The organism is Bradyrhizobium sp. CSA207, from assembly GCF_029051685.1.
Classification (GTDB): domain Bacteria; phylum Pseudomonadota; class Alphaproteobacteria; order Rhizobiales; family Xanthobacteraceae; genus Bradyrhizobium.
This window is the reverse complement of sequence record NZ_JAACFT010000003.1, coordinates 18,294-40,303: the sequence shown is the minus strand read 5'-3', so window position 1 is coordinate 40,303 and position 22,010 is coordinate 18,294. Positions and strand designations below refer to the sequence as shown.

Sequence of the window (22,010 nt, the reverse complement as noted above, 5' to 3'; positions counted from 1 at the left end):
GGTCAAAGGGCCTCAGCGAAAGCGATCGAGCCGGTCGAGATAATCCCCGACATAGGCCTTCACCGCGTCCTCCAGCGTCGTGAAGCCGCCGTTATAGCCGGCACGATGCAGACGATCGACCTTGCTCTGGGTGAAGTACTGGTAGCTGCCGCGGATCGCCTCGGGCATGTCGATGTATTCGATGTTTGGCTCGCTGCCGAGTGCCGCATAGGCGGCAACAATCAGGTCCTTGAAGCTGCGCGCCTTGCCGGTTCCGACGTTGAACAGCCCGGACACCGAGGGCGTCGCCCATAGCCACATGATGACCCGCACGACGTCGTCGACATAGATGAAATCGCGGCGCTGATCGCCGTCGGCGATGCCCTCGCGGTGCGACTTGAACAGTTGCACAGTGCGGCCCGCCCTGACGTCGTCGAAGCGGCGCGCCAGCACGCTCATCATCGAGCCCTTGTGATACTCGTTCGGGCCGAACACATTGAAGAACTTCAGCCCGGCCCATTGCGGCGGCAGCTTGTCGCCGCGCGCCACGCGCTCGGCGACGGCGAGATCGAACAGCTGCTTGCTCCAGCCGTAGAGATTCATCGGCCGCAGCTTCTTCAGCGCCGGCAGCGACGCGTCATCGTCAAAGCCGGCGGCGCCATCGCCATAGGTTGCGGCCGAAGAAGCATAGACGAACGGCACTGCATTGGCCGTGCACCAGTCCAAGAGGCGCATCGACAGGCGGAAATTGGCCTCGATCACGAGATCGCCGTCGGTGGCGGTGGTCTCGGAAATCGCTCCGAGATGGATCACGGCGTCAAGCTTGCGGTCCTTCAGCCACGCGAGCAGCTCGGCCGGCGGGACGATATCCACAAGCTGCCGCTTGGCGAGATTGCGCCACTTGCCGTCGGTGCCGAGGAGATCACAGACCACGACGTCGCTGCGGCCGGCCTCGTTCAGCGCGGCGACGACATTCGATCCGATAAAACCGGCCCCGCCGGTCACCAGCAACATTCCAAGATCCCTGCCCGAATTTCGAGGTCCGGTCTTGCCCTAGCGCATGATCCGCCAAAGTGTAAGCGGTTTTGGGACCGGCGAGCTGCCGGCTTTACCTGCCGGCCCGGAGCGGCTACCGAACCGACACAATCAGTGCGCCAGCGGCCCGATCAACAAATGAACAGCGATTCGCAATTTAAGGGGCGTGAGGGCCGGAGCGACACCCGCCCGATCCTGATCATCCCCTATATGTGGATCGGCGATTTCGTCCGGAATCACACCGTCGTCCGGGTTTTGAAGGAGCGCTGGCCGAACCGGCCGGTCGATCTCCTGACCACGTCCCTGTGCGCCCCGCTGGTCGATTACATGCCCGGCGTACGCCACGGGATCGTCTGGGACCTGCCACGCAGCCAACTCGCCGTGGGCCGCCAGTTCGGCCTGGCGAAGCTCCTGCGCGAGCGGAACTACGGCACGGCCCTGGTGCTCCCCCGCACCTGGAAAGCGGCCATTGCGCCCGCACTGGCCGGCATCCCCGAGCGGGTCGGCTTTGTCGGCGAGTTCCGGTTCGGCCTGCTCAACCGCTGGCGCTGGGGCGAAAAGCGGCTGCCCCGCTTCATCGACAAGAATGCCGCCCTCGCCCAGCCCGCCGGCGCGCCGCTGCCGGCGGAATGGCCGGTACCGCAATTGCGGGTTCCGGCCGAGGAGGTCGCCCGCTGGCGGCAGGCCAATGGCCTCGGCGCAGGCGCGGCCGTGGCGCTCGCCCCCGGCTCGGTCGGCGCTTCAAAACGCTGGACCTACTATCCCGAGGCCGCCCGGCTGCTGGTCGAACGCGGGCTGGAGGTCTGGGTGGCCGGCGGTCCCGGGGAAAAGGGCCTAGCGCAGGAGATCGTCGCCGCGGGCGGGCCCGGGGTGCGAGATCTGACCGGCACCGACCTGCGCAACGGTGTGCTGGCCATGGCCGCGGCCGATGTCGCGATCTCCAACGACTCCGGCTTGATGCATATCGCGGCCGCGCTGGGGACGCCCACCATGGGCATCTTCGGCCCGACCAGTCCGTACCTCTGGGCCCCCCTCAACGGCCTTGCCGCTACCGTTGTCCAGGACAAGAGCGCTCTCGCCTGCCAGCCCTGCCAGAGCACGATCTGCCGCATCAACGACCACCGCTGCATGCGCGATATCGCGGCGGCGGAGGTGGTGGCGATTGCGCAGCGGGTGCTGAGTCAGGCGGGGGCGCGGGCTACGACGTGAGGCCGTCGAGGCTGCGCCGATGGTGACATCATGCCGGTGTTTTGCCCGACGCGTCAAATTGATTTCGCAAAATCCGCACTCAATCCCGCCGGCCGCCAAGCCATTGATTCCGCTGGCACCGGCTACTGTGCATGGGGTTGTTTTCGCGCTTTTTGATCTCGACCCGAGGCGGTCGTTCAGAGCAGCGGACGATAGACCTCGCCGATCCGTGCCGCCTCGGCGTCGAGACTGAACATCTCAAGCACGCGGGCGCGGCCACGCTCGCCCATCGCGGTGGCCGCGGTCACGTCACGCATCAGCGGCTCCAGTGCGGCGACCAGCGCATCGGCATCTCCCGGCGGCACCAGCACGCCGGTGACGCCGTCCTCGACCACCGGCTCGGCCGCTCCGGCACGCGCGGCGACCAGCGCGCTGCCCGCCGCCATCGCCTCGATCAGCGTCAGCCCAAAACCTTCGTTGCGCGAGGTGAAGGCGTAGATGGTCAGGCGCTGGTACCAGCGCTGCACCTCATCGATCGGCAGCTCGCCGGTGATGACGATGCGCGATTGCAGGCCTGCAGTTTCGATCCGCTTCTTCAGATCGTTGGCAAAGGAAGTCTGCTCCGCCGTGACCTGGCCGACGATGACGGCGGTGAAATCCGGATAGCGCGGCAACAGCATGCACATCGCGTCGACGAACACATCCGTGCCCTTCTGCGCGCGCACGCGGCCGAAGCAGCCGATCGCGTAGCGGCCCGGCAGCGCGGCTTCCGCAAAGGCCGCGGCGCGAACTTGCGGCGGCGCATAGACGTCGGTGTCGACGCCATGCGGAATCACGCTCGCCTTCACCTTCAGGAACGACGCCGAGATGTCGGAGGTCGCGATGATCGCGTCCATGCGCCGGATCAGCCAGCGCGTGATCCAGCTGTGATGGCGCTGCGCCGCCGAGGTGAAGACGAGCTTGAGCGGCCAGCCGAGCGCGCGCAGCGCGACGCCCGCGATCATCTCGTTGTTGCGGCGCGCGTGCCAGATCAGCGGCGTGCGGCGGCGCCATAATTTCAGGACATCGGCAACGCCAAGGCGCGCAATCCCCTCCGGCGCGTCCGAGCCGAACCAGCCGGCGCGGAACAGCTTCGCCAGCCGCGGCGCCACCATCCGGTTGGTCGCGGTGACCCCGGAATAGCGCCTGTGCAGATTTGGCACGATCACCTGCAGATCGCCCGGGGTATTCGCCACGTCATGCTCCGTTTCGAAAAGGTCCTATACGCAACATTAAGCATAGTGGCCAGTTCAGCCGCGCCGAAACCCCCTCTTCACCGCATAAACGTTAGCTTCATGCGTTGATCGAAGACGGGTGAGATCATGACTGTGCTTGTCACCGGCGGCGCCGGCTATATCGGAAGTCACACGGTCCTGGCGCTGGCGGAAGCCGGCGAAGACGTCGTCGTGATCGACGATCTCTCCACGGGTTTCTCCGCCTATCTGCCTGAGGGCGTGCCGCTGTTCATCGGCGATGCCGGCGACGAGAACCTGCTCGAAGGCGTGATCGCGCAGCACAACATCGAGAGCATCATCCATTTCGCGGGCTCGGTGGTCGTGCCGGAGTCGATGCGCGATCCGCTCGGCTACTACCGCAACAACTTCACCACCGCGCGCAACCTGCTCAACGTCGCGGTCAAGCGCGGCATTGGCCGCTTCATCTTCTCCTCGACCGCCGCCGTCTACGGCAATCCGGATCAGGTGCCGGTGCCCGAGCACGCGCCGACGCGGCCGCTGTCGCCCTACGGCTCGTCGAAGCTGATGACCGAGATCATGCTGCACGACGTCGCCTCGGCTTACGGCATGCAATATGTGACCTTGCGCTATTTCAACGTCGCCGGTGCCGATCCGCAGGCCCGCATTGGTCTTGCCACCGTCGGCGCCACGCATCTGCTCAAGATCGCGGTCGAGGCAGCGACCGGCCAGCGCGCCAAGATCGACGTGTTCGGCACCGACTATCCGACCCAGGACGGCAGCTGCATCCGCGACTTCATTCACGTCACGGACCTGTCGCAGGCGCATCGCTCGGCGCTGTCGTACTTGCGCCGCGGCGGGGCCTCCACGACGCTGAATTGCGGCTATGGCCGCGGCTATTCGGTGCTCGAGACCATCGACGCGGTGCGGCGGGTTTCGGGGCGCAGCTTCGCCGTGCAATACGCGCCGCGCCGGCCCGGCGACATCATGACCATGGTCGCCGACACCAGCTGCATCCGCAGCCTGCTCGACTGGAAGCCGCAATACGACGACCTCGAGACCATCGCGGCGCACGCGCTGGCCTGGGAGGACAAGCTGCTCCGTGAACGCCATGGCGAGCTCCGCCACGCCGCCTCGGCCTAGAATCCATCCAGGCGCAAGCCCTTAATTGGGCTTGAAAAGCGTGGCTTTAGCGGGCACAGAGGCCGTTCGATCCCTGACGCGCGGGCAGGCTTTTTCCTGTGCCGTCAATGGACTGCGGATGGCCCAGTTTCCAAAGAAAATCACCGACGATCCCTACGCGGCAGCGGTCCTGATTCGCCGCCTGGTCACGGAACAGGGCGTCATCTACTGGCGGCGCTACCTGGTTGCCTTCGCGCTGATGGCGCTTGCCGCAGGCTCGACCGCGGGCGCGACCTACGTGCTCGGCCAGGTCATCAACCAGGCTTATGTCGACAAGAACATCCCGGGCATCGCGATGTTCTCGGGCGTGACAGTCATCCTTCTGTTCATCAAGGGCGTGGCGACCTACGGCCACATGGTGATCCTGACCAAGATCAGCAACGCCATCCTGGCCACCAACCAGCGCCAGCTCTTCGCCAAGTTGATGCGCGAGAACGTCGGCTTCTTCTCCGAGCGGCACTCGTCGGAATTTTTGGCGCGGCTGACGGCCGGCGCAAAGTCCATCACCGACGTCCTCAACATGCTGGTCAACGCCGTCGGGCGCGACCTCATGATGCTGCTCGCCATGATCGGCGTGATGGTGTGGCAGGATCCGCTGATGTCGTTCATCGGCCTCGTCGCGGTACCGCCGGCGATGCTGGTGCTGCGCAAGCTGGTCAAGCGCATCAAGGGTCTCGCCTTCAACCAGTTCACCGGCACTGCCGACATCATGGAAACGATGCAGGAGTCGCTGCAAGGCATCCGTACCGTCAAGGCCTTCACGCTCGAAGAAGCCATGCAGAAGCGCATCGACGAGAACATCGCAATCGTCGAGCGCAACGCCAACAAGATGGCCCGCGTCGCCAACCGCTCCAACCCGCTGATGGAAATGCTCGGCGGCTTCGCGGTGGCCGGCTGCCTGCTCTATGGCGGTTACAGCGTGGTTGCACTCAACGCCACGCCCGGCGCGTTCTTCTCCTTCATGACCGCGTTCCTGATGGCGACCGAGCCGGCCAAGCGCCTGGCGCGGCTCAACATCGACCTGAACAGCCAGCTCGTCGGCGCGCGCATGCTGCTCGAAGTCGTCGACAGCCCGGCCAGCGAGCAATCCGACGACGACAAGCCGGCGCTAAAGCTCTCCGACGCACGGATCGAGCTCAACGACGTCAGCTTCGCTTACCGCACCGGCGAGACCGTGCTCAATCGCATGAGCTTCGTCGCCGAGCCCGGCAAGGTCACCGCGCTGGTTGGCCCCTCGGGCGGCGGCAAGTCGACGGTGCTGGCGCTGCTGCTGCGCTTCTATGAGGTGACGCAGGGCGACATCGTGATCGACGGCCAGTCGATCGGGTCTATTTCGCGAAAGTCGCTGCGGGCGCAGACCGCCTATGTCGGCCAGGACGTCTATCTGTTCCGCGACACCATTCGCAGCAACATCGCCTTCGGCAGGCCGGGCGCGACCGAAGCGCAAATCATCGATGCCGCCAAGGCAGCCTGCGCGCACGACTTCATCATGAGCTTCCCGCTCGGCTACGACACCCCGGTCGGCGAGCACGGCACCCAGCTCTCCGGCGGCCAGCGCCAGCGCATCGCGGTGGCACGCGCGCTGATCAAGAATGCACCGATCATCCTGCTCGATGAGGCCACCGCGGCGCTCGATTCCGAGTCCGAGAAGCAGGTGCAGGAGGCGATCGAGCATCTCTGCCAGAATCGCACCACCATCGTGATCGCCCATCGCCTGCACACCATCATACACGCGGATGCGATCCTTGTGGTCGAGGGCGGCGAGATCGTCGAGCAGGGCCGGCACGACGAGCTGCTCCGCCGCTCGGGTCGCTACGCCTCGTTCTTCCGGCTGCAACATCACGACACCGGCTCCTTGGGACTGGCGCCGATCGGTGCAACCGCCTAGCATTCCTCTCACCCCAAGAGTTACCCCAAGAGCAGCGAGATCGCTTCATGAACGCCGCCTCCTACGTCATCCCGCTTCCGCCGCAACCATCGCTTCCCGTCGTCGGGGAGTCCGGCCGCTACCCGGTGCGCCGCATCTGGTGCGTCGGCCGCAACTATCTCGAGCACATCCGCGAGATGGGCAATGACGAGCGCGCGCCGCCGTTCTTCTTCGCCAAGCATGCCGACATGCTGGTACCCGATGGCACCAGCATTCCCTATCCGCCGCTGACCAAGGATTTGCACCACGAGGTCGAGCTGATCGTCGCGATGAAGAGCGGTGGCCTGAACATTCCCGCCGACAAGGCGCTCGACCACGTCTATGGCTATGCCGTCGGCATCGATCTCACCCGCCGCGACCTTCAGCTTGCTTCACGCAAGAAGGAGCGTCCCTGGGAGATCGGCAAGTCGTTCGATTATTCCGCGCCCTGCTCCGCGGTGCAGCCGGCCGCGAAGATCGGCCATCCGGCCAAGGGCAAGATCTGGCTCACGGTCAACGGCAAGGAAGCGCAGAAGGGCGACCTCACCGAGCTGATCTGGAACGTGCCGGAGATCATCTGGCAGCTCTCGCAGCAGGTGAAGCTCGCCGCCGGCGACATCATCATGACGGGCACGCCGGCCGGCGTGTCGCAGCTGCAGCCCGGCGACAGGCTCGAATGCGGCGTCGACGGCGTCGGCGCGCTGAGGGTCTCGATCGGCCAGCCGGAATAAGCTGCCAGGACCTTTGGACATCGAAAGGCCCCGGACGTGTCCGGGGCCTTTTTCTATTCCGATGACGTGGACATGCCGGATTCGATCTACCAGGCCTTCACCGGTCGATCGGCGTGGCTTGCCTGCGGCACACCACGGTTGAGCGACATATGGGAATGCACGCACAGCCAGCCGTCGGCATCCCTGGCAAACACCATCGTTGCCCGTCCGGGACGTGGAAACAGACTGCCGTCGGGATGGTAGCCGGTGCTCGTCCACGGCGCGATTACGGTCGCCATCGCGGCGTCGGGAGATGCCAGAACCGAGGTCTGCTCCAGGACGAAACGGAAGTCGGCCGTCTTTGGCCAGACGTTGTCCCATTGCGTCGTGACCCATTGGTCCAGGCCGGGGATGACATCGTTATGCGTGCCGAAGGCAAGTACATCCGGATGGAAGAGCGGCCTCGCCGAGGCGTAGTCGACCTCGCGGACATAGCCCGCGAAGGTTTCCAGCCATTGGTGGAAGAACTGCGTTATCTCCGCGTTCGCGGTCGGCAAGGGGGCCATGGCCTGCTCCAGTGACTGCGGCGATCACCGCAGTGCCGACATCAAGATCAAACCGAGGATCAGCGCGGTCAGCGAATATTTCAGCGTGTAGTAGACGTTGCGGTTCCAGTCCTTGACCTTGCGGCTCGCAAGGTGGATCTCGTAGAGCTTGCCGAACACCTTGTTGAGCACGCCGACGCTCTCGCCATCAACGTTCTGGGTGGCCGACGCCTTGACGACGTGATGGCTGACCCAGCGGTTGATCGCGGTCATGAAGCCGTATTTCATCGGGCGCTCGACGTCGCAGAACAGAATGATGCGGTTGACGTCGGTCGCATTCTCCGCGCTATGGATGAAGGTCTCGTCGAACATGAAGGCCTCGCCGTCGCGCCAGACGCATTCGACGCCGTCGACCAGGATGCGGCACTTGTTCGAGTTCGGCGTGACGAGACCGAGGTGGTAGCGCAGCGAGCCGGCGAAGGGATCGCGGTGCGCCCCTAACTTGCCGCCCGGCGGCAGCATCGCGAACATCGCGCCATGCACGCTCGGAATCGAATTCAACAGCTCCACCGTCTTCGGGCACAGCGTCCGCGCCGAGGGCAGGAAGTCGTCGTACCATTTCAGGTAAAAGCGCTTCCAGCCGCTCTTGAAGAAGGAGTAGAAGCCCCAGTCGTTGTTCTTCGCAGCGGCGCGGATAAAGCCCTCGTCGAACAGGCGAACGGCCTCGTCGCGAATTGTTTCCCAATTGTCGCCGAGCGGCTTGAGCTCGGGAAACTGATCGACCGAGATCACCGGCCTGTTCGGCACGGCCGAGCCCGCATACATCAGCACGTTGTAAGGCGCGAGATAGGTCGAGTGGTCGCCGAGCTGGCGCGCGAAGCGCAGCCGCTGCTTGCCCCGGAAGTGAACGTAAATCGTCGATGCTGCAAGCACATAGAGCACGACCAGTTGCGGCGCAAAAAGCTGCTTCAGCATCTCCCCGTTCCCCAGTGACACAGCTGGGGACGTCCTCTACCTCGACCCGACCCAGGCGGCAAGATATTGACCGCTGGGTTGCAATCACTCTGGAGAGAGCCCAGAGATGGAACTTGGGCTGAATCAGACCGAAACGAACCGAATCACGCCCGCGACAGCGCCTGGAGACCCTTGAAGGTCAGGCGCTTGGGATCGGTGACGCCGGCGAGATAGAGCCGGCGGATGAAGGCGATGACGGCGTCGCGGTCGCAATCGGTCAGCGCGACGACGGCGTCGACCGCGATCTTCTGGGCTTCCATTGGGCTCACCTCGGCCTTGCGAGTAACCCCGGCCGAGACAGGTTAGGACTCCCCGGTTAATCCGGCGTTAAGATAAACGGGGTTTAGGACCTGTTAAACTTTGTAAAACTAAGCGCAAGAAACTGCTGCGGCGCAGTCTTTTCTTGTTTAAATCCGTTAACAAATCGTTAACTTAATTAAGCCCCCACCTTTAGCTGTGGGTTAGTTGGCCACTCCGGGACGTAATCGCCATGCCGCGCAAGCCACCCAACAAAGTCAAACTGAACGAACTCACTCTCAAGCGACTGAAGCCCAAGGCCAAGCCGTATCTGATTTGGGACACCCTGCAACACGGGCTTGCGGTCCAGGTGCAGCCAAGCGGCAATGCGGCGTGGAAGTGCATCTACTCTCGGCACGGCCGACCGCGCTGGTTTCACATTGGACGAACCGACGCTATTGGACTCGCCGCCGCTCGCCTGCTGGCGGCCAAGGTCATGGTGCAGGTCGCCGAGGGCAAGGACCCGCAGGCCGATCGCAAGGCCGAGCGCACCAGCGGCACTTTCGGTGAATTGGCAGACCGCTACCTCGATCACGCCAAGAAGAAAAACAAGTCTTGGAAACAAGCCGACAAGCTGGTGCAGCGCTATCTGTTGCCGCGCTGGAGTAAGTTGCCGCCTGCTGATATCGCGCGGTCCGATGTCAAGACGATGATGGCCCGGATTGCGGCTCCGATTCTTGCCAATCAGGTATTGGCCGCAGCGTCGTCAATCTTCACGTGGGCCATTCGCGAGGAACTGGTCAAGATCAATCCCTGTGTCGGAGTCGAGCGCAACGCGACCACCGAGCGCGAAAGAATTTTGTCGGACGCCGAGCTAAAGAAATTCTGGCTGGCATTCGACGACGCGGGTCTGGTCGAGGGCACGGCGCTAAGAATGGTTTTGCTCACTGGCCAGCGCCCCGGCGAGGTCGTGCACATGCGTACCGAGCATATCGATGAAGATGGCTGGTGGACCATGCCGGGCAAACCGGTGCCGGCGCTGCACTGGCCGGGTACCAAGAATGAAAAGACCCACCGGATTTGGCTGCCGAAGGCCGCGCAACAGATCATTGCCGACATGGAGACTAGCGGACTGTTGTTTGTCGGTTCGCGCGGCGTTGCTGTCACGGGTCTGGACAAGGCCATGCGCGCGATCTGCAAGAAGCTTGGAGTCGAGCGAGCGACGCCGCACGATTTGCGACGTACTCACGGCTCGACTGTTACCGGCCTTGGCTTTGGCAGGGACGCCATGAATAGAATTCAAAATCACCGCGAAGGCAGCATCGCCGACGTTTACGATCGATTTGAATACGCCGAAGAAAATAAGCGGATTATGGAAAGCGTTGCGGCAAGATTCATGTCGCTGATCGACGGCGGCGGTGCAGTCAACGTGGTTGCGTTCAGCAAGCCTGCCAAATAGCAGGCTTGCGGGTTTTGCCCGATTTTACAAAGCCTTATAAAAATACTTGCGCTCACAAACCCCGGTAGGTTAGCGTAGCCGCACAGGTAAACGGGCGGGCCAGCCCGAATATCCAATACCGACACCCGACCTGAGTTGGCCGCTTAAAGGGTAGCAAGAAACGGGAGTCGCAACCGACGCTTTAACGAGCGCCGTTGCGGCTCCCGTTTTATTTTGCGGCTGCACGGCGCTCCCAACGGGAGCTATCCAAATGACGTCCCACAAGACCAGCCACAAAGCTGCGGCGGCACCGTCAGCCGCACCGTCAGCCGCACCGGCGCCCCCCACCGTTGCCGCTGCCCGCGATCCTAAATCCCCTCTGCGACTGATCGACAGGACTGAACTGCTGCGCCGTATCCCGTTCAGCTTTCCAACGATCTGGACCTGGATGAAAGCCGGAGAATTTCCTCGTTCTCGCGATACCGGCGGCAAGGCGACCTGGGTGGAGTCCGAAATTGATCGTTGGATTTCGGAACGCCCGCGCAAACTGCTGAAGGGCGATGATGGGTGGCAGCGCAAGGGCGCTGATAAGGAGTCGGCATGACCCCGCTCAAGGGCGACGACAAAGGCGCAGCGTGATGATGATGAGAAAAATTCTGCCCAAATTATTCTGCTCCAAATGCGGAGCCAGGGCGGACGCGACTTGCGCTTGCGGCGTGGCCTATATGCCAGCCCGTGTTGCAGCGGCCAAGGCTGTAGCGGCACATCCAGGAAAGTCAAATCGAGCTATCGCCAGGGACATTGGGGTTGATGAAGGAACGGTAAGAGACGCCCGGCGTGGAACTGCGGAATTTTCCGCAGTTCGAATTGGTCTCGACGGCAAAGCGCGTCGGGTATTCCGGCGGCACGACAATCCAACCCCGGACGAGTTAGTTCACATACCCGCCGCCGAAAAACTGATCGATGGAATTACGCCGTTCATCAATGCGCTCAGGAACGAAGGAAAAATCCGTGAAACGATAATGTCGCCGAATAGAGTCGCCGGAATTGTGCAAGGACTGTTATCTCAAATCTTCAAAAGCAGTCTGTCGCGAATCTGTAAAGCCAAGGCTTGTGAGGATTGCGCCAACGAGTGGAATATCGACCCAGCAAAGGTGACCAAGAATGAAATCGACGCTGTGCGTGCGGCAGCCGACGCGTGGAGCGCTTTGCATCAGAGGTTAGCGGTGGCGGCGGAAGAAGACCCGCCTGTTTTAAGGGAACAACCCCCGCCGGTTTGTCGAGAACCGGCGGGGTAGGCATTACGCGCAAGCGCCAAGACCCATTATTAGGTCTTCCCACCCCGGCGAGACCGGTAGCCAAGACTGCTGCTTTTGCAGTCGGTGAAATCGAAAAACGAAATCAGAAATCGGAATCCCACAGAAAGGAATGAGCAATGACCTTCAACCGATATGAAAGAGATTCACATGGCCAATTCAACAAATGGCCCCGTTCGACGCAGCCACGTCGAACAGGGCAAAACCAAATTAGTTGCAAAGGCAACCATAGTCCAGCCGGCCGGCGGGGTCAAGGTCTCCGACACGGGAGGCCGCCATGGCACGTAACGGCAGCCACCAACGTCAAGATTCGACGGCAAGCCCCGACCGCGCGCTTGCCAGCCATAAAATCAGGGTCATGCAATTTAGCGGTGCCGCCACTTTCGCGCGTCCTGAAAGAATGACCTTGCCGGATTTGGCCGACGAGATCTCGTTGACGAAAACCGAATCTAAAAAGCCGATGCCTTGCTTGTCTCTCTACGACAATGGTGAGGTCGAGGTTGCCGGGATCAATGCAAAAATCAACGAGACCGATATCGGCCAAGTCTGCAAACGATTCAAGAAAGCCAAGATCCGCGCGCTGATCTACGATGGCCCGCATAATCTGATCGCCGCGCCGCAGCTGCAAGCCGTGATTCCGTTTTCAACGCCGCTATCGTCAGAGCAGTTGCCAGCCATGGCGGCACGGCTCAACGGACTGCTCAAGGAAAAGCTCAGTGGCAAGAGCTTTAATCCCGAGGCGCTCCTTCCTTACGGCGCCGTTGGCGATCAACAGATCAAGACCGAAATTGTCGACGGCGACTTTATCGATCAACGTGACGATCTCGACGCCGGGGCAATCGATTACAATCCCGATATCGATCTGGACGGTGTCGATCTGGACTCACAAGGCGTCAAACAGCTCAACGCCGATCACGCCGTGCTGCCGATTGGAGGCAAGACCCGCGTCGTGACTTTTGGCGAGCTTGAGGAATTTCCGGGACGCCAGTCGATTGTCATGACACAGAGTCTCGGCGACTTTGCCTCGCTGCAAAATAAGTACAGGCACGAGTATATGGACGCCAAAGGCGAGAAGAAAACGATTCCATTGGGGTCCTACTGGATCGACAGTCGCTATCGTCGCCAATACGACGGCGGCATGGCTTTTATGCCCCACAAACGAGATGATAAAAAACTCAACCTTTGGCGCGGCTATGGCGTCAAGCCGGTCAAGCCAGAGGGCAAGAGCGGCGCCGCCGGGTGCGCCAAGTTTCTGGATTTTATGCTCAAAGTGATCTGTAGCGGCAACGAACGCCACTTTGACTATCTCCGGAAACGCGAGGCGACGATCCTGCAAAGGCTAGTGCGGAGCGAGATCGCGCTGGGTCTGTACTCCGAGCAGGAGGGCGTTGGCAAAGGATTCTATGAGACCGTCATGCGCCACTTGGTCGGCAACCACGGCATGGCGATCACCCACCCACGGCATATCGTCGGAAATTTCAATCCACACTTGGAGACGCTGTTGCGACTGACGGCCGACGAGGCGTTGTTTGTCGGCAACCACGAGCACAGAAATATGCTGTTTGCTTTGATCACCGAGCCGACGATCACAATCGAGCACAAAGGCTGCGCGGTCTACAGTGTCGACAACTATCTCAACATATCCATGTTAAGCAACAGCAGGCATTTTTTCCCGGCGAGCGGCACGGCGCGGAGAGTCTTTATCCCGACTACGTCGGCCGATCACATGCAGGACTTCAAATTCTTTGCCGCAATTGACAACCAACTCCGCAACGACGGCGGCTTTGAGGCACTGTTGTATCACTTGCTGCACGAGATCGACCTGACTGATTTCAATGTCCGCGCCGTGCCAAAGACCGCAGGACTGGCGGAGCAAGCCGCGCTTGGACGCCGTGGTGTTGACGGACTTGTCGAGGAGGCGTGCAGCATGGGCCGAGTGCCTGCGGCACATTGGAACAAACCGGGCTGGACCGTCACGTCCGGCAAAGAGCTTGGCTACGGACTCTTTCTCTACATTGACAGTCACCGCGACAAGGAGCTGGTGAACCTTGGCGCGCATAAGGTGATCAGGAGACTCGTCGCCGAATGGGGTTGCCAAGCGCTGGGACCAACGCGCGATCCTACGCGTGACAACAAAGAGCGCCGAAGGTCCATGCTGCAATGGCCAACGCTGGAGGACTTGCGGACCAAGTTTGTAGAGCGCTTTGGCGATCAGAAATGGTTAAGCCCCGACGACGTGAGTGAATGGACGGTCACTGGCAGCGAGCAGCCGGGCGAGCCGGTCGACTTGTATGAGTCAGTTGCTGACTTGATCAACAGAGCCAAACCGGGCGAGCCACCATTCTAGCGTGTTGTCAGGGTTTGCTGCACGGCTGACAACAACCCTGACAAAAAATTGCTAATGAAATTAATGGTTTAAGTTAGTTTGTCAGGGATGTCAGCTTTGTCAGCTTATTAAAGGGAGAATAATAATAAAGATAGCGGTGTGCTGCACAAACGCCTGCGCTCCGGCCCGCGCAACTTTGCGGGCTCGAATCCCTGACATCGCTGACAAATGGAAATTCTCCTAATAAAATCAGGAGGTTAATCGTGTCAGGGATTCGTTTCATTCCCCTGACAAAGCCCTGACAACGCTGACAAATTTGGCTGGCGCCGCAGGTTTTAAGGCAGATTCGAGGTTAGCTCAGGCAAGGCGGTAGGGCAAGCAGACAAGGCCATAGGTGCCGCGCTGTCCCCCTGTCCCCGGGCAAGCGGCAAGACGGTGCGACGCCCCATTAGCTGGGCCGGACAGGCGCTTGGCGGGGCAAGGGCAAGGCGGGAGGTCGGTAATGCATGGCGGTAAACCCAAGTCTGGCGTGATTGAAATCATTGTCCCCCCCGCTAGGGAGAACAGTGTCTCGTTCGAAGCGAACAACTTGACTGTCCGCCCGCCCCTAATCGGGATCGCGGTTATTTATTTCACCTGCCCGTGCTGCCGTGGTCGCGGCTACCTGATTCCGAAGCCTGACATTGCACTTGTAACCGACACGATTGCCGATTCCATCGGTGAAGAACCCTTCACGGTTGACCAATTGTTTCGTCATGCCGAATTCGACGAAGCGCTGCGTACTGCTCTCGTTGGGAGAAGCCGCAAACAGCTTGGCCGGTTGCTGCTTCAAAACATCGACACAGACTTCGACGGCTATTGTATCGAGCCCTGCGGTAAGGAGCACGGTAGCAGGCTGTGGAAGCTCTCGTTGCGGAGGGTTTGAGCAAACCCCCCTAGCCACTGGCGATCCGCGCACTTGAATATCTATGGTCCCTCAAAATCGAGGACAGTGGGACCAGCGCGATGGAACATCATCTCGGCACCTATACCGACCGCTTGCAAAGCGAAAGACGCTCGCGACCCTTGTATCGAGGCATTGTTGCTCTTGCCCGCGTCGACTCCGTGCACGCCGCCGAATTCGCCAAGTCGACATGGCCGGGTGATCGGGCGACGGTCGAGACGATTCAAAAAAGCGCGGTCATTCCAACATCGACCACGACCAGCGGACTTGCTGTAACCGGCGTCCCCGATCTGGTCAGCATCATCGGGCCGATGTCCGCGTTCGGTGCGGTCGCCAGCCGCGCGATTCAATTGGCGCTCGATGGAGCCAATTCGATTCTGGTGCCGACCGTCACCGCGAGCGCGAGCGGTGTGGCATTCGTCGCGCAAGGCAGTCCGTTTCCGGTTCGGCAATACAGTTTTGACGGCCCAACCCTGACGGCCAAGAAGCTCGCTCTGGGCGCTGTCATGACGCGGGAGCTGTTCGAAGGTTCGAACGCGCCGACGCTGGTAAAGGCGAAACTCTCAGAAGATCTGTCGCTCGGCGTGGACAGTTTATTCCTTGATGCGGTTGCTTCCGATACCGTCCGTCCAGCGGGCCTGCGCAATAACGTGAACGCGACCGCTGCGACTGCGGGCGGCGGTCAAGAGGCAATGATCAAGGACCTCGCCAATCTCGCCGCAGCGATCGCGCCCTTGGCTGTCTCGCAATCCAACATCATTTTCCTCGCAGCTCCCGGCGAAGCCACCAAAATTTCGATCCGGACCAACGGCACCTTCGCTTATCCGGTGTTTGCGACGGCCGGGCTCGCCAGCGGCATTGTCCTCGCGCTCGCGACCAATTGCCTCGCGGTCGCAGGCGACGCCGCGCCCCGATTCGAGATCAGTCGTAATGCGGTCATGCATATGGACGACAGCGCCACAGCTGTTGCGCAGATTTCAACAGTCGGCACCCCGAACTCCGTCGCCGCCCCGTTGCTCTCAACCTACCAGCAAGATGCGGTGGCTGTGAGGTTCATCTTCGAAATGAATTGGGCGTTGCGGGCTTCAGGCGCAATCGCTTGGACTCAAGCAGTGACGTGGTGACGAATATGCATCGTTCAATTCAAAAAGCGCGCGAAACGCTGGAGCGCACGGCGTCGCTAGAGGCGGAATTTGAAAATTGGGCCGCAGCGCATGCGGAAGAGCTAGCGGAAATTGACGAACGGCTCGTGCAACGCGACGAGCGACGGCGCGAAGAGGTTCTCGCGGAAAGCCGAGCGCGACATGAGCGCAGTCAGTCACAGCAGCCGAAAGCGGACGCTGGCTGGAATAGATGGTTTGCCGCAAGCTTTGATTCACGGATCAAATCAGTCGTCGTGGCTATTCTCAAGAAAGTTGCGGCGGTGAGCAAAAGCCACACAGCACAGATCACGGGCCTGCGCAACGAGATCGCTGAGCTGCGAGGTGAGATCGCCGATCTTCGTTCCATCAAGACCTATCGCGGCGGCACAAGCCGCATGGCAACGGCAATCGAACGGCGGAAAGAAAGACGCAATGGATTTTCGCGACTGGCTTGAAAACGAGCTCTCTGGATTGGAATTTGACGAGCGGCTGGCAATCCTAGTCAGCGCAGTCAAGCATCGCAGTTTGGAGTCGTTGATCGCGGCGCGCAACGCATCGGTCACGACGCGGTTTCGATGCGCGGATGTTTTACGCGATGTCGCGGACCGATTGGAATATGGAGGCAGATAGTGAAAATGCGATGGAAGCCGCCACTACGCAAGGCGCGATCGAGTGCAGACGACCGCCTGCAAAAACGACTTGTCGAGCGCTTCAAAGCCGAAGAGGAGCTGCGTGGATGCTCACCGTTCAAGAAGAAAAAGCGGCCTGTGTTGAGAGACAGGAGGTGGGCGGAGTGATGACCGCTTAAGACCTCCACCAGCAGCCCGGCTGTGTTGTTTCAAATCCTCCGCATCCGGGCTGCTGGGATTAGAAATAGGCCAGGGGGGCGAGTAACTTTCATTCTATTCTGCTCTATCGCGGACCACGGCCTGGTGAAAGACCCTTGATACTAAGTTTTCGATTAGCGCGGAAAATGATTAGGAGATGAAATGGCGAAAACGATTTATCAATATCCCGGTGGCGTCCCGCGTTATTACATCGCGTCCCAAGCTTCGATTGCAACCACCGACGATGTCTCAGAGAAAAAAGAAGAGTTGCGTGATGCTATTACGCGCTCGGTCTCGAAAGCAGAACGTGATGCTCTTCTTTCGAAACTCTCGAAACTTGATGATGGCATTGTAGAAGTCGATGTTATCCATGAGTGCGGCACCGCGTGTCCCGCATTCTATGTCCTCAATGATGTTGTGCACGACTACAACAGCGGTGCTGCCACCTATTGGATCGATGATGGAATGCCTGCGCGCTATCTGCATCCCTATGACGGCAGTCTTCCGTCACTCTATTTGTGCGAGGATTGAAGATGAAGAAACCATCTAAACCAGCACTTAAGATCGTGTCTGCATCGACTGCTACCACAACCCAGCCATCACGGAATTTGGGAAAGCATGGTCTCGCTCTTTGGAACAAGATTAATTCAGAATATGAAATCGAGGATGCCGGCGGCGTAGAAGTTTTAGTGCAGATTTGTTCAACCCTAGATCGCGCTGAATCTCTCGCCGCTGAAGTTGATCGAGATGGACCAGTAGTCATGACGAAGCACGGACTAAAAGAGCATCCTGCTTTGCGTGCAGAGCTAGGCTGTAGAGCATTCATCACCCGCAACCTTCAAAGATTGGGCCTTAACCTAGAGCCGCTGAAGAACGTCGGTCGTCCACCGGGAGCGCGTTAATGACCACAACACGCACACCCATCAACCGTGGCCGCAAGCTTCGCATCACGCCGGAAATTCTCGAAGCCTACAAACGCGCGCGCAAACTTTACGACACTTCCAAGATTGACGAGTGGGGGCTGCTATCAGACCAGTGCCGTGCTGCGTGCGGCTATCTGCACGTTTTGCTCGGCCGCACGGCTTGCGATCTCGATATCTTCGACACCATCGGCTGCGAGGCTGAAGGACGAAGCTGGAATGAAAAGCCGGAGCAATTCGCGGACGCGCTGGCGGTCCGGCGGGAGTTGGAGCGACTGGCGTGAAATACTGTCAATGGTATGCGCAACGACGACGCGAAGCCCGAGCAGCGCAAGAGGCTGCCGACCCGGCGCTGGCTCGTCGACGCGAACGATCAAGACGCTGCCGTGCCAACCGCAAGCAGAAACTATCGGAAATGGAAACCGCTTTCTTGATGGCGCTGAACCGACGTGCAGTCGAGGCACGACAACGCGGCGGCTGCGGCAACGACAAGGTTACTCTTCCCGTCGGTGAGGTGCTGGCGCGTGAGCTATCGCAGGTGCTGCGAGCGCTGGACCGGGCCCGCCACCGATCCGAGGAAAATTAATGTCTGCGAAAGTGGAAGACTCCGTGCTCGACGGCGGTTTGAATGCGCTGCGCGCCAACGCCAGCCAACTTTTCCTAAGCACAATCGAGCCGACAACCTTCGCCGAAGCCGTATCGTTCGCGATTGGCAACGCGGATTACGGTCCCGGCGGTATCTTCGTCGATCCGCCCGCGCCTTGGGCGCCGAACGGCCGCAAGCTGACGTCGATCACCATGGTCGGCACGGTGACGTCACACGCGATGGTGAACTGGTGGGCGCTGTGCAGCCCGACCGGCTTGCTCGTGCACGGCACGATAGCAGCGCCGAGGGTCATGATCGAGTCGTCGTTTGAATTCGTGCCGGTTGTGATCGGCATGCCGAAAGGAGTCTGAAATGTTTCCCAAAGCGAGCGAACAAGCGATTCTCATCGTCGACGGGCGCAGATTTACCGACTGGGAGACGGTCCAAGTCAGAATGGCTCTGAAGGAGCACCCCTACTACTCATATCGCTTCACTGCGAGCGAAGGCATGCCTCTGGCCCGTAACTGGGCGGCGCTGCGCATTATCCCCGGAATGGAGTGCACGGTTATCCTCGCTGGCGAGCACGCCGTCACCGGTCTGGTCAACAGCCGGCAGGTGTTCTTCGACGCCCGCCGCCACCACATCGAAATCCAAGGCAGCAATCTGACGTCCGGACTCGCTTCTGCCGCCGCGATCACCAAGACCGGCGAATTCAAGGACGTCACCTACGCGCAGTTTGCAGAGGCGCTGGTCAAGCCGCTCGGAATCAAATTCCTGACCGAAGGCGGCACATTGCCGACCGACAGATTCCCGCGCATCTCGATCACTCCCGGCGAAAGCATTCTCGACGCTCTGGAGATGCCGCTGCGCTCGCTTGGCTCGTTTTCGTTTACCTCCAACAATGCCGGCGATCTGGTCGTGGCGGTGGGACCGGCCGGAGGCGACGACACGGTCTACGAAGGCGATCTAGGCCGGCCATCGATCCTTGAAGGCAGAGAGATCATTTTCAACATGGGGATGGCGAACGGAATCTATTCGACCATGGGAAGCAAGCCCGGCACCGACGAGGAATGGGGCGCCAAGGTCGCGTCGGTGCCGTACTACGCCACTCAGTTTCCGTCACTGGCGGGAAAATACGCGCCGCAGGCGCAAGTGCTGGAGATTCCGGCTTGGAGCAAGGCGCACTTGCAAGGCCGCGGTGCCGCCGACCGCGATTGGCAATCCGAGGACATGATTACGATCTTCGCGACGGTGCAGGGTTGGCTGCGGCCGAGCGGCGGCTTGTGGCAACGAAATCAGACCGTGCATGTGGTGTCGCCGATGCTGGTCATGGACGGCGCGCTGCCGCTGACGGTGAAGACCGCAACCTTCACCCAGGACGACCAGACCGGGACGAGGACGACGCTGGAGCTGGTCAATCCGCTGGCGCTGGGCGGCTTGATTCCGCAGGGACCGGGAGGCGGTTAGGTTAGATGCGATTTGTCTTTTGTTGATGGTGGTCTGCCATTAAGTTCTACTGTTCCGATTGCTGCTTCAAATTCCGGCTTGGGCATCGCCGCCATACGCTGCCATTGCGAGGCTTGCTGGGTGCTGATGCCAAGGTCTTTTAGGGTAGAATCACCTGCCGCCCGAGGCGGTCGGTGATTTGACTTTTGGTCCCCACCACACCTTTCGCTTTCGGCATCTTGCTCAACAACTCCCCGGCACGACGTTCAGCACGTCGCCTGATTTCGGCAGCGCGTTGTTCGGCATAGGTATCGGCGGCAAGTCGCCTGTCCCACCGGCACCCCGCGTCGGGCCAGAAACGGCCCGCCCATGCGAGTTCTGGGCTCCGGTTGTCCATACCAGCCCGTCGCGCCGTCCGGGCCACGTCTAGGGTCGGCGCGATTTACGCTTAGCTTGTCGTTAGTTTTTGGCTCACCTTCTTCTAAAAACATCCAATAAGCTCAATAAGTTAGATGAAATTTATCGACTAATCCGGCGTTAACCGTTCGGGCAGCATTGCCGATTCAGCGCCGCGGCCGAATACGCAAAACAACGCATTGCCGGCCCGCGCAGATTCCGGGCGCAATCGCGTCGGCGAACGGCGCTACCTGGCACCGGGCTTTGCGATGTTCTGAGCAAGCGATTTTAGCAACTCGGTTTGCTTCAGGACCAGCTCGCATTGCTTTCGCGCATGCGTGCTCGACAGCTCAACCAAGTCCGCAAACGTCGTCGCACGGCCCAACTCCCGCGCATACTCTAGCGTCGCGCCCGCATTGACTTTCATCAGTTCGAGGACGACGGCGCGACACTCGGCTGCCGTTCCAATCGCCTCGATGAGGTGGCTTTCCGCGGCGGCGACGCCCTCGACCCCCGGTGCCCCACCGGCTAGCCGTGGCTTGGCCAGGTCCTTGGCATAATCCAGCGCAGCGTGAGCACCAGCCTTCACGCCCTCCAAGGCACGAGCCTGACAATCCTTGGCCATGTCCAGGATAAGATCGGCGGTGGTGCTGCCCGGAGGCTCAATCGTTGCAGCGATGACGCTGGCGGCTTCTTGTGTCGGCACCGTCGTCGAAGCAGGCGCTGCTTGCGCGATCCGCGGCGCATCCTGACGGTCGACGGTGACCGAGCCCGGGGGCATCGCCAAGCCCTCGTCGACGGCGCGGCTCACCTCCGCGGTCAGGGCCACCAGCGAACGACGCCTGGCGCGTGCAATGTCAGCAGGCTGTCTTGAGCGCGGCTTGCCCATGATCATTCGACTCCATGATAAGGCGTTCCGATATCCAACCCCACAGGGCCACGATTTCCTCCGAAGCTTTTCCCTCCGGCGCGAACTCGGTCACGCCCAGCCCTGCCCCCAGCGCATCCTGGTGGTCGTTGCGCTGCCCAATGAAGGGGAGCGCAAGCAAGCCGAGCGCGTTGAGCGAGGTGGCCGCTTCGCCCAGCCGGCAACCCCGTGTGGGCGTCTGATTGAGGATGAAGCCAAACCGGCGATCGAGCCTGCGAATAGCGATCAGCGTAGGTATTGCGGCTTCGATATCGGCCGGGCTCGGACGAGCCGGAATGAGGCAAAGATCGGCACTGGCAATGGCGCGCGCCGCCAGGGCATTGTTCGTGGCGGCTGTGTCGATGATCGCGAGCCAGATCCCTTCGGCCTCGAGGCGGGATAAGATCTGCTCGATTTCAGCAGGTTCGTTGACGCGCTCGACACGCGGGTGAAGATTTTCGCGGCGCTCTCTCCATTTCGAGATCGTGCCTTGGGCGTCCGCCTCGACAAGCGCGACACGCTCTCCGCGCGCCATGGCGGCCACTGCGAGCCCAACAGCCAGCGTACTCTTGCCGCTTCCGCCTTTTTGCGTGACCAGAGCAAGGACGTGCATGTTCCGCGCTCCCCTGAATGTCAGCGACGCGGAACTCAGACGCTGCATGCAACGCAAAAACACTACTTCAAGTCGCGATTCACCTCAAGCGGTCAACGGGCTCTTCCGGCAACATACGGAGA

24 protein-coding genes are annotated in these 22,010 nt (G+C 60.8%); 17 read left to right on the top strand and 7 right to left on the bottom strand.

The annotated features are described in order from the left end of the window. Window positions 1-12: 12 nt before the first annotated feature. Window positions 13-993, bottom strand: a complete 981-nt coding sequence (gene rfaD / locus GWG65_RS03565; RefSeq protein ID WP_275193987.1) for an ADP-glyceromanno-heptose 6-epimerase — start codon at window positions 991-993, stop codon at window positions 13-15. 159 nt (window positions 994-1,152) lie between these two features. Here rfaD and waaF point away from each other — a divergent pair, with 159 nt between their 5' ends. Next, window positions 1,153-2,223 carry a lipopolysaccharide heptosyltransferase II gene (gene waaF / locus GWG65_RS03560; protein ID WP_275193986.1) on the top strand — a complete coding sequence of 357 codons (1,071 nt, stop codon included), beginning with the start codon at window positions 1,153-1,155 and terminating at the stop codon, window positions 2,221-2,223. A 176-nt stretch (window positions 2,224-2,399) separates the two neighbouring features. Here the strand turns inward: waaF and GWG65_RS03555 are convergent, their stop codons facing one another. Then, a complete protein-coding gene (locus GWG65_RS03555; RefSeq protein WP_275193985.1) occupies window positions 2,400-3,437 on the bottom strand; it encodes a glycosyltransferase family 4 protein in 1,038 nt (345 codons plus the stop codon). A 126-nt stretch (window positions 3,438-3,563) separates the two neighbouring features. Here GWG65_RS03555 and galE point away from each other — a divergent pair, with 126 nt between their 5' ends. The 3 genes from galE (at window position 3,564) to GWG65_RS03540 (ending at window position 7,253) form a co-directional block, all read left to right on the top strand. After that, entirely contained in the window at window positions 3,564-4,577 is a 1,014-nt protein-coding gene (gene galE / locus GWG65_RS03550; protein WP_275193984.1) for a UDP-glucose 4-epimerase GalE, read from the top strand. Window positions 4,578-4,695: 118 nt separating this feature from the next. Next, window positions 4,696-6,504: an ABC transporter ATP-binding protein gene (locus GWG65_RS03545; protein WP_275193983.1), complete on the top strand. Its 1,809-nt coding sequence runs from the start codon at window positions 4,696-4,698 to the stop codon at window positions 6,502-6,504. A 47-nt stretch (window positions 6,505-6,551) separates the two neighbouring features. Further along, a complete protein-coding gene (locus GWG65_RS03540) occupies window positions 6,552-7,253 on the top strand; it encodes a fumarylacetoacetate hydrolase family protein (protein WP_275193982.1) in 702 nt (233 codons plus the stop codon). Between the two features lie 86 nt (window positions 7,254-7,339). Here the strand turns inward: GWG65_RS03540 and GWG65_RS03535 are convergent, their stop codons facing one another. The 3 genes from GWG65_RS03535 to GWG65_RS03525 form a co-directional block, all read right to left on the bottom strand. Next, window positions 7,340-7,798 (bottom strand): nuclear transport factor 2 family protein, encoded by a 459-nt coding sequence (locus GWG65_RS03535; RefSeq protein ID WP_275193981.1) that lies wholly within the window; start codon window positions 7,796-7,798, stop codon window positions 7,340-7,342. 24 nt (window positions 7,799-7,822) lie between these two features. Continuing rightward, entirely contained in the window at window positions 7,823-8,752 is a 930-nt protein-coding gene (locus GWG65_RS03530; protein ID WP_275193980.1) for an aspartyl/asparaginyl beta-hydroxylase domain-containing protein, read from the bottom strand. Window positions 8,753-8,895: 143 nt separating this feature from the next. Beyond that, on the bottom strand, window positions 8,896-9,051 hold the full coding sequence (locus GWG65_RS03525) for a hypothetical protein (protein ID WP_014493894.1): 156 nt from the start codon (window positions 9,049-9,051) through the stop codon (window positions 8,896-8,898). A 230-nt stretch (window positions 9,052-9,281) separates the two neighbouring features. Between GWG65_RS03525 and GWG65_RS03520 the strand changes: the two genes are divergently transcribed. The 13 genes from GWG65_RS03520 (at window position 9,282) to GWG65_RS03460 (ending at window position 19,993) form a co-directional block, all read left to right on the top strand. After that, window positions 9,282-10,487, top strand: coding sequence for an integrase family protein (locus tag GWG65_RS03520; RefSeq protein ID WP_275193975.1), 1,206 nt, complete (start codon window positions 9,282-9,284; stop codon window positions 10,485-10,487). Window positions 10,488-10,737: 250 nt separating this feature from the next. Next, window positions 10,738-11,070 (top strand): AlpA family phage regulatory protein, encoded by a 333-nt coding sequence (locus GWG65_RS03515; RefSeq protein ID WP_275193974.1) that lies wholly within the window; start codon window positions 10,738-10,740, stop codon window positions 11,068-11,070. A 34-nt stretch (window positions 11,071-11,104) separates the two neighbouring features. Further along, the gene (locus GWG65_RS03510; protein ID WP_275193973.1) at window positions 11,105-11,764 is read left to right on the top strand and encodes a hypothetical protein; all 660 of its coding nucleotides are present in this window, start codon (window positions 11,105-11,107) and stop codon (window positions 11,762-11,764) included. Window positions 11,765-12,059: 295 nt separating this feature from the next. Continuing rightward, a complete protein-coding gene (locus tag GWG65_RS03505) occupies window positions 12,060-14,129 on the top strand; it encodes a primase-helicase family protein (RefSeq protein ID WP_275193972.1) in 2,070 nt (689 codons plus the stop codon). Between the two features lie 481 nt (window positions 14,130-14,610). After that, window positions 14,611-15,033: a hypothetical protein gene (locus tag GWG65_RS03500; protein ID WP_275193971.1), complete on the top strand. Its 423-nt coding sequence runs from the start codon at window positions 14,611-14,613 to the stop codon at window positions 15,031-15,033. An 80-nt stretch (window positions 15,034-15,113) separates the two neighbouring features. Continuing rightward, complete coding sequence (locus tag GWG65_RS03495) at window positions 15,114-16,175, top strand: hypothetical protein (protein ID WP_275193965.1); 1,062 nt, start codon at window positions 15,114-15,116, stop codon at window positions 16,173-16,175. A gap of 5 nt (window positions 16,176-16,180) precedes the next feature. Beyond that, entirely contained in the window at window positions 16,181-16,648 is a 468-nt protein-coding gene (locus GWG65_RS03490) for a hypothetical protein (RefSeq protein WP_275193964.1), read from the top strand. 534 nt (window positions 16,649-17,182) lie between these two features. Further along, entirely contained in the window at window positions 17,183-17,551 is a 369-nt protein-coding gene (locus GWG65_RS03485) for a hypothetical protein (protein WP_275193963.1), read from the top strand. 2 nt (window positions 17,552-17,553) lie between these two features. Further along, a complete protein-coding gene (locus tag GWG65_RS03480) occupies window positions 17,554-17,922 on the top strand; it encodes a hypothetical protein (protein ID WP_275193962.1) in 369 nt (122 codons plus the stop codon). After that, window positions 17,922-18,224: a hypothetical protein gene (locus tag GWG65_RS03475; RefSeq protein WP_275193961.1), complete on the top strand. Its 303-nt coding sequence runs from the start codon at window positions 17,922-17,924 to the stop codon at window positions 18,222-18,224. Before GWG65_RS03480 ends, GWG65_RS03475 begins: the two co-directional genes overlap by 1 nt. Beyond that, window positions 18,221-18,526, top strand: coding sequence for a hypothetical protein (locus GWG65_RS03470; protein WP_275193960.1), 306 nt, complete (start codon window positions 18,221-18,223; stop codon window positions 18,524-18,526). Before GWG65_RS03475 ends, GWG65_RS03470 begins: the two co-directional genes overlap by 4 nt. A 23-nt stretch (window positions 18,527-18,549) precedes the next feature. Next, window positions 18,550-18,897, top strand: coding sequence for a hypothetical protein (locus GWG65_RS03465; protein ID WP_275193959.1), 348 nt, complete (start codon window positions 18,550-18,552; stop codon window positions 18,895-18,897). Between the two features lies 1 nt (window position 18,898). Continuing rightward, on the top strand, window positions 18,899-19,993 hold the full coding sequence (locus tag GWG65_RS03460) for a phage baseplate assembly protein (RefSeq protein WP_275193958.1): 1,095 nt from the start codon (window positions 18,899-18,901) through the stop codon (window positions 19,991-19,993). Window positions 19,994-20,615: 622 nt separating this feature from the next. On the opposite strand, the gene GWG65_RS03455 is transcribed toward GWG65_RS03460, so the two are convergent. Further along, window positions 20,616-21,257 (bottom strand): phasin family protein, encoded by a 642-nt coding sequence (locus tag GWG65_RS03455; RefSeq protein WP_275193957.1) that lies wholly within the window; start codon window positions 21,255-21,257, stop codon window positions 20,616-20,618. Beyond that, window positions 21,226-21,888 carry an AAA family ATPase gene (locus GWG65_RS03450; RefSeq protein ID WP_275193956.1) on the bottom strand — a complete coding sequence of 221 codons (663 nt, stop codon included), beginning with the start codon at window positions 21,886-21,888 and terminating at the stop codon, window positions 21,226-21,228. The genes GWG65_RS03455 and GWG65_RS03450 overlap by 32 nt, the downstream gene beginning before the upstream one ends. Window positions 21,889-22,010: the final 122 nt, after the last annotated feature.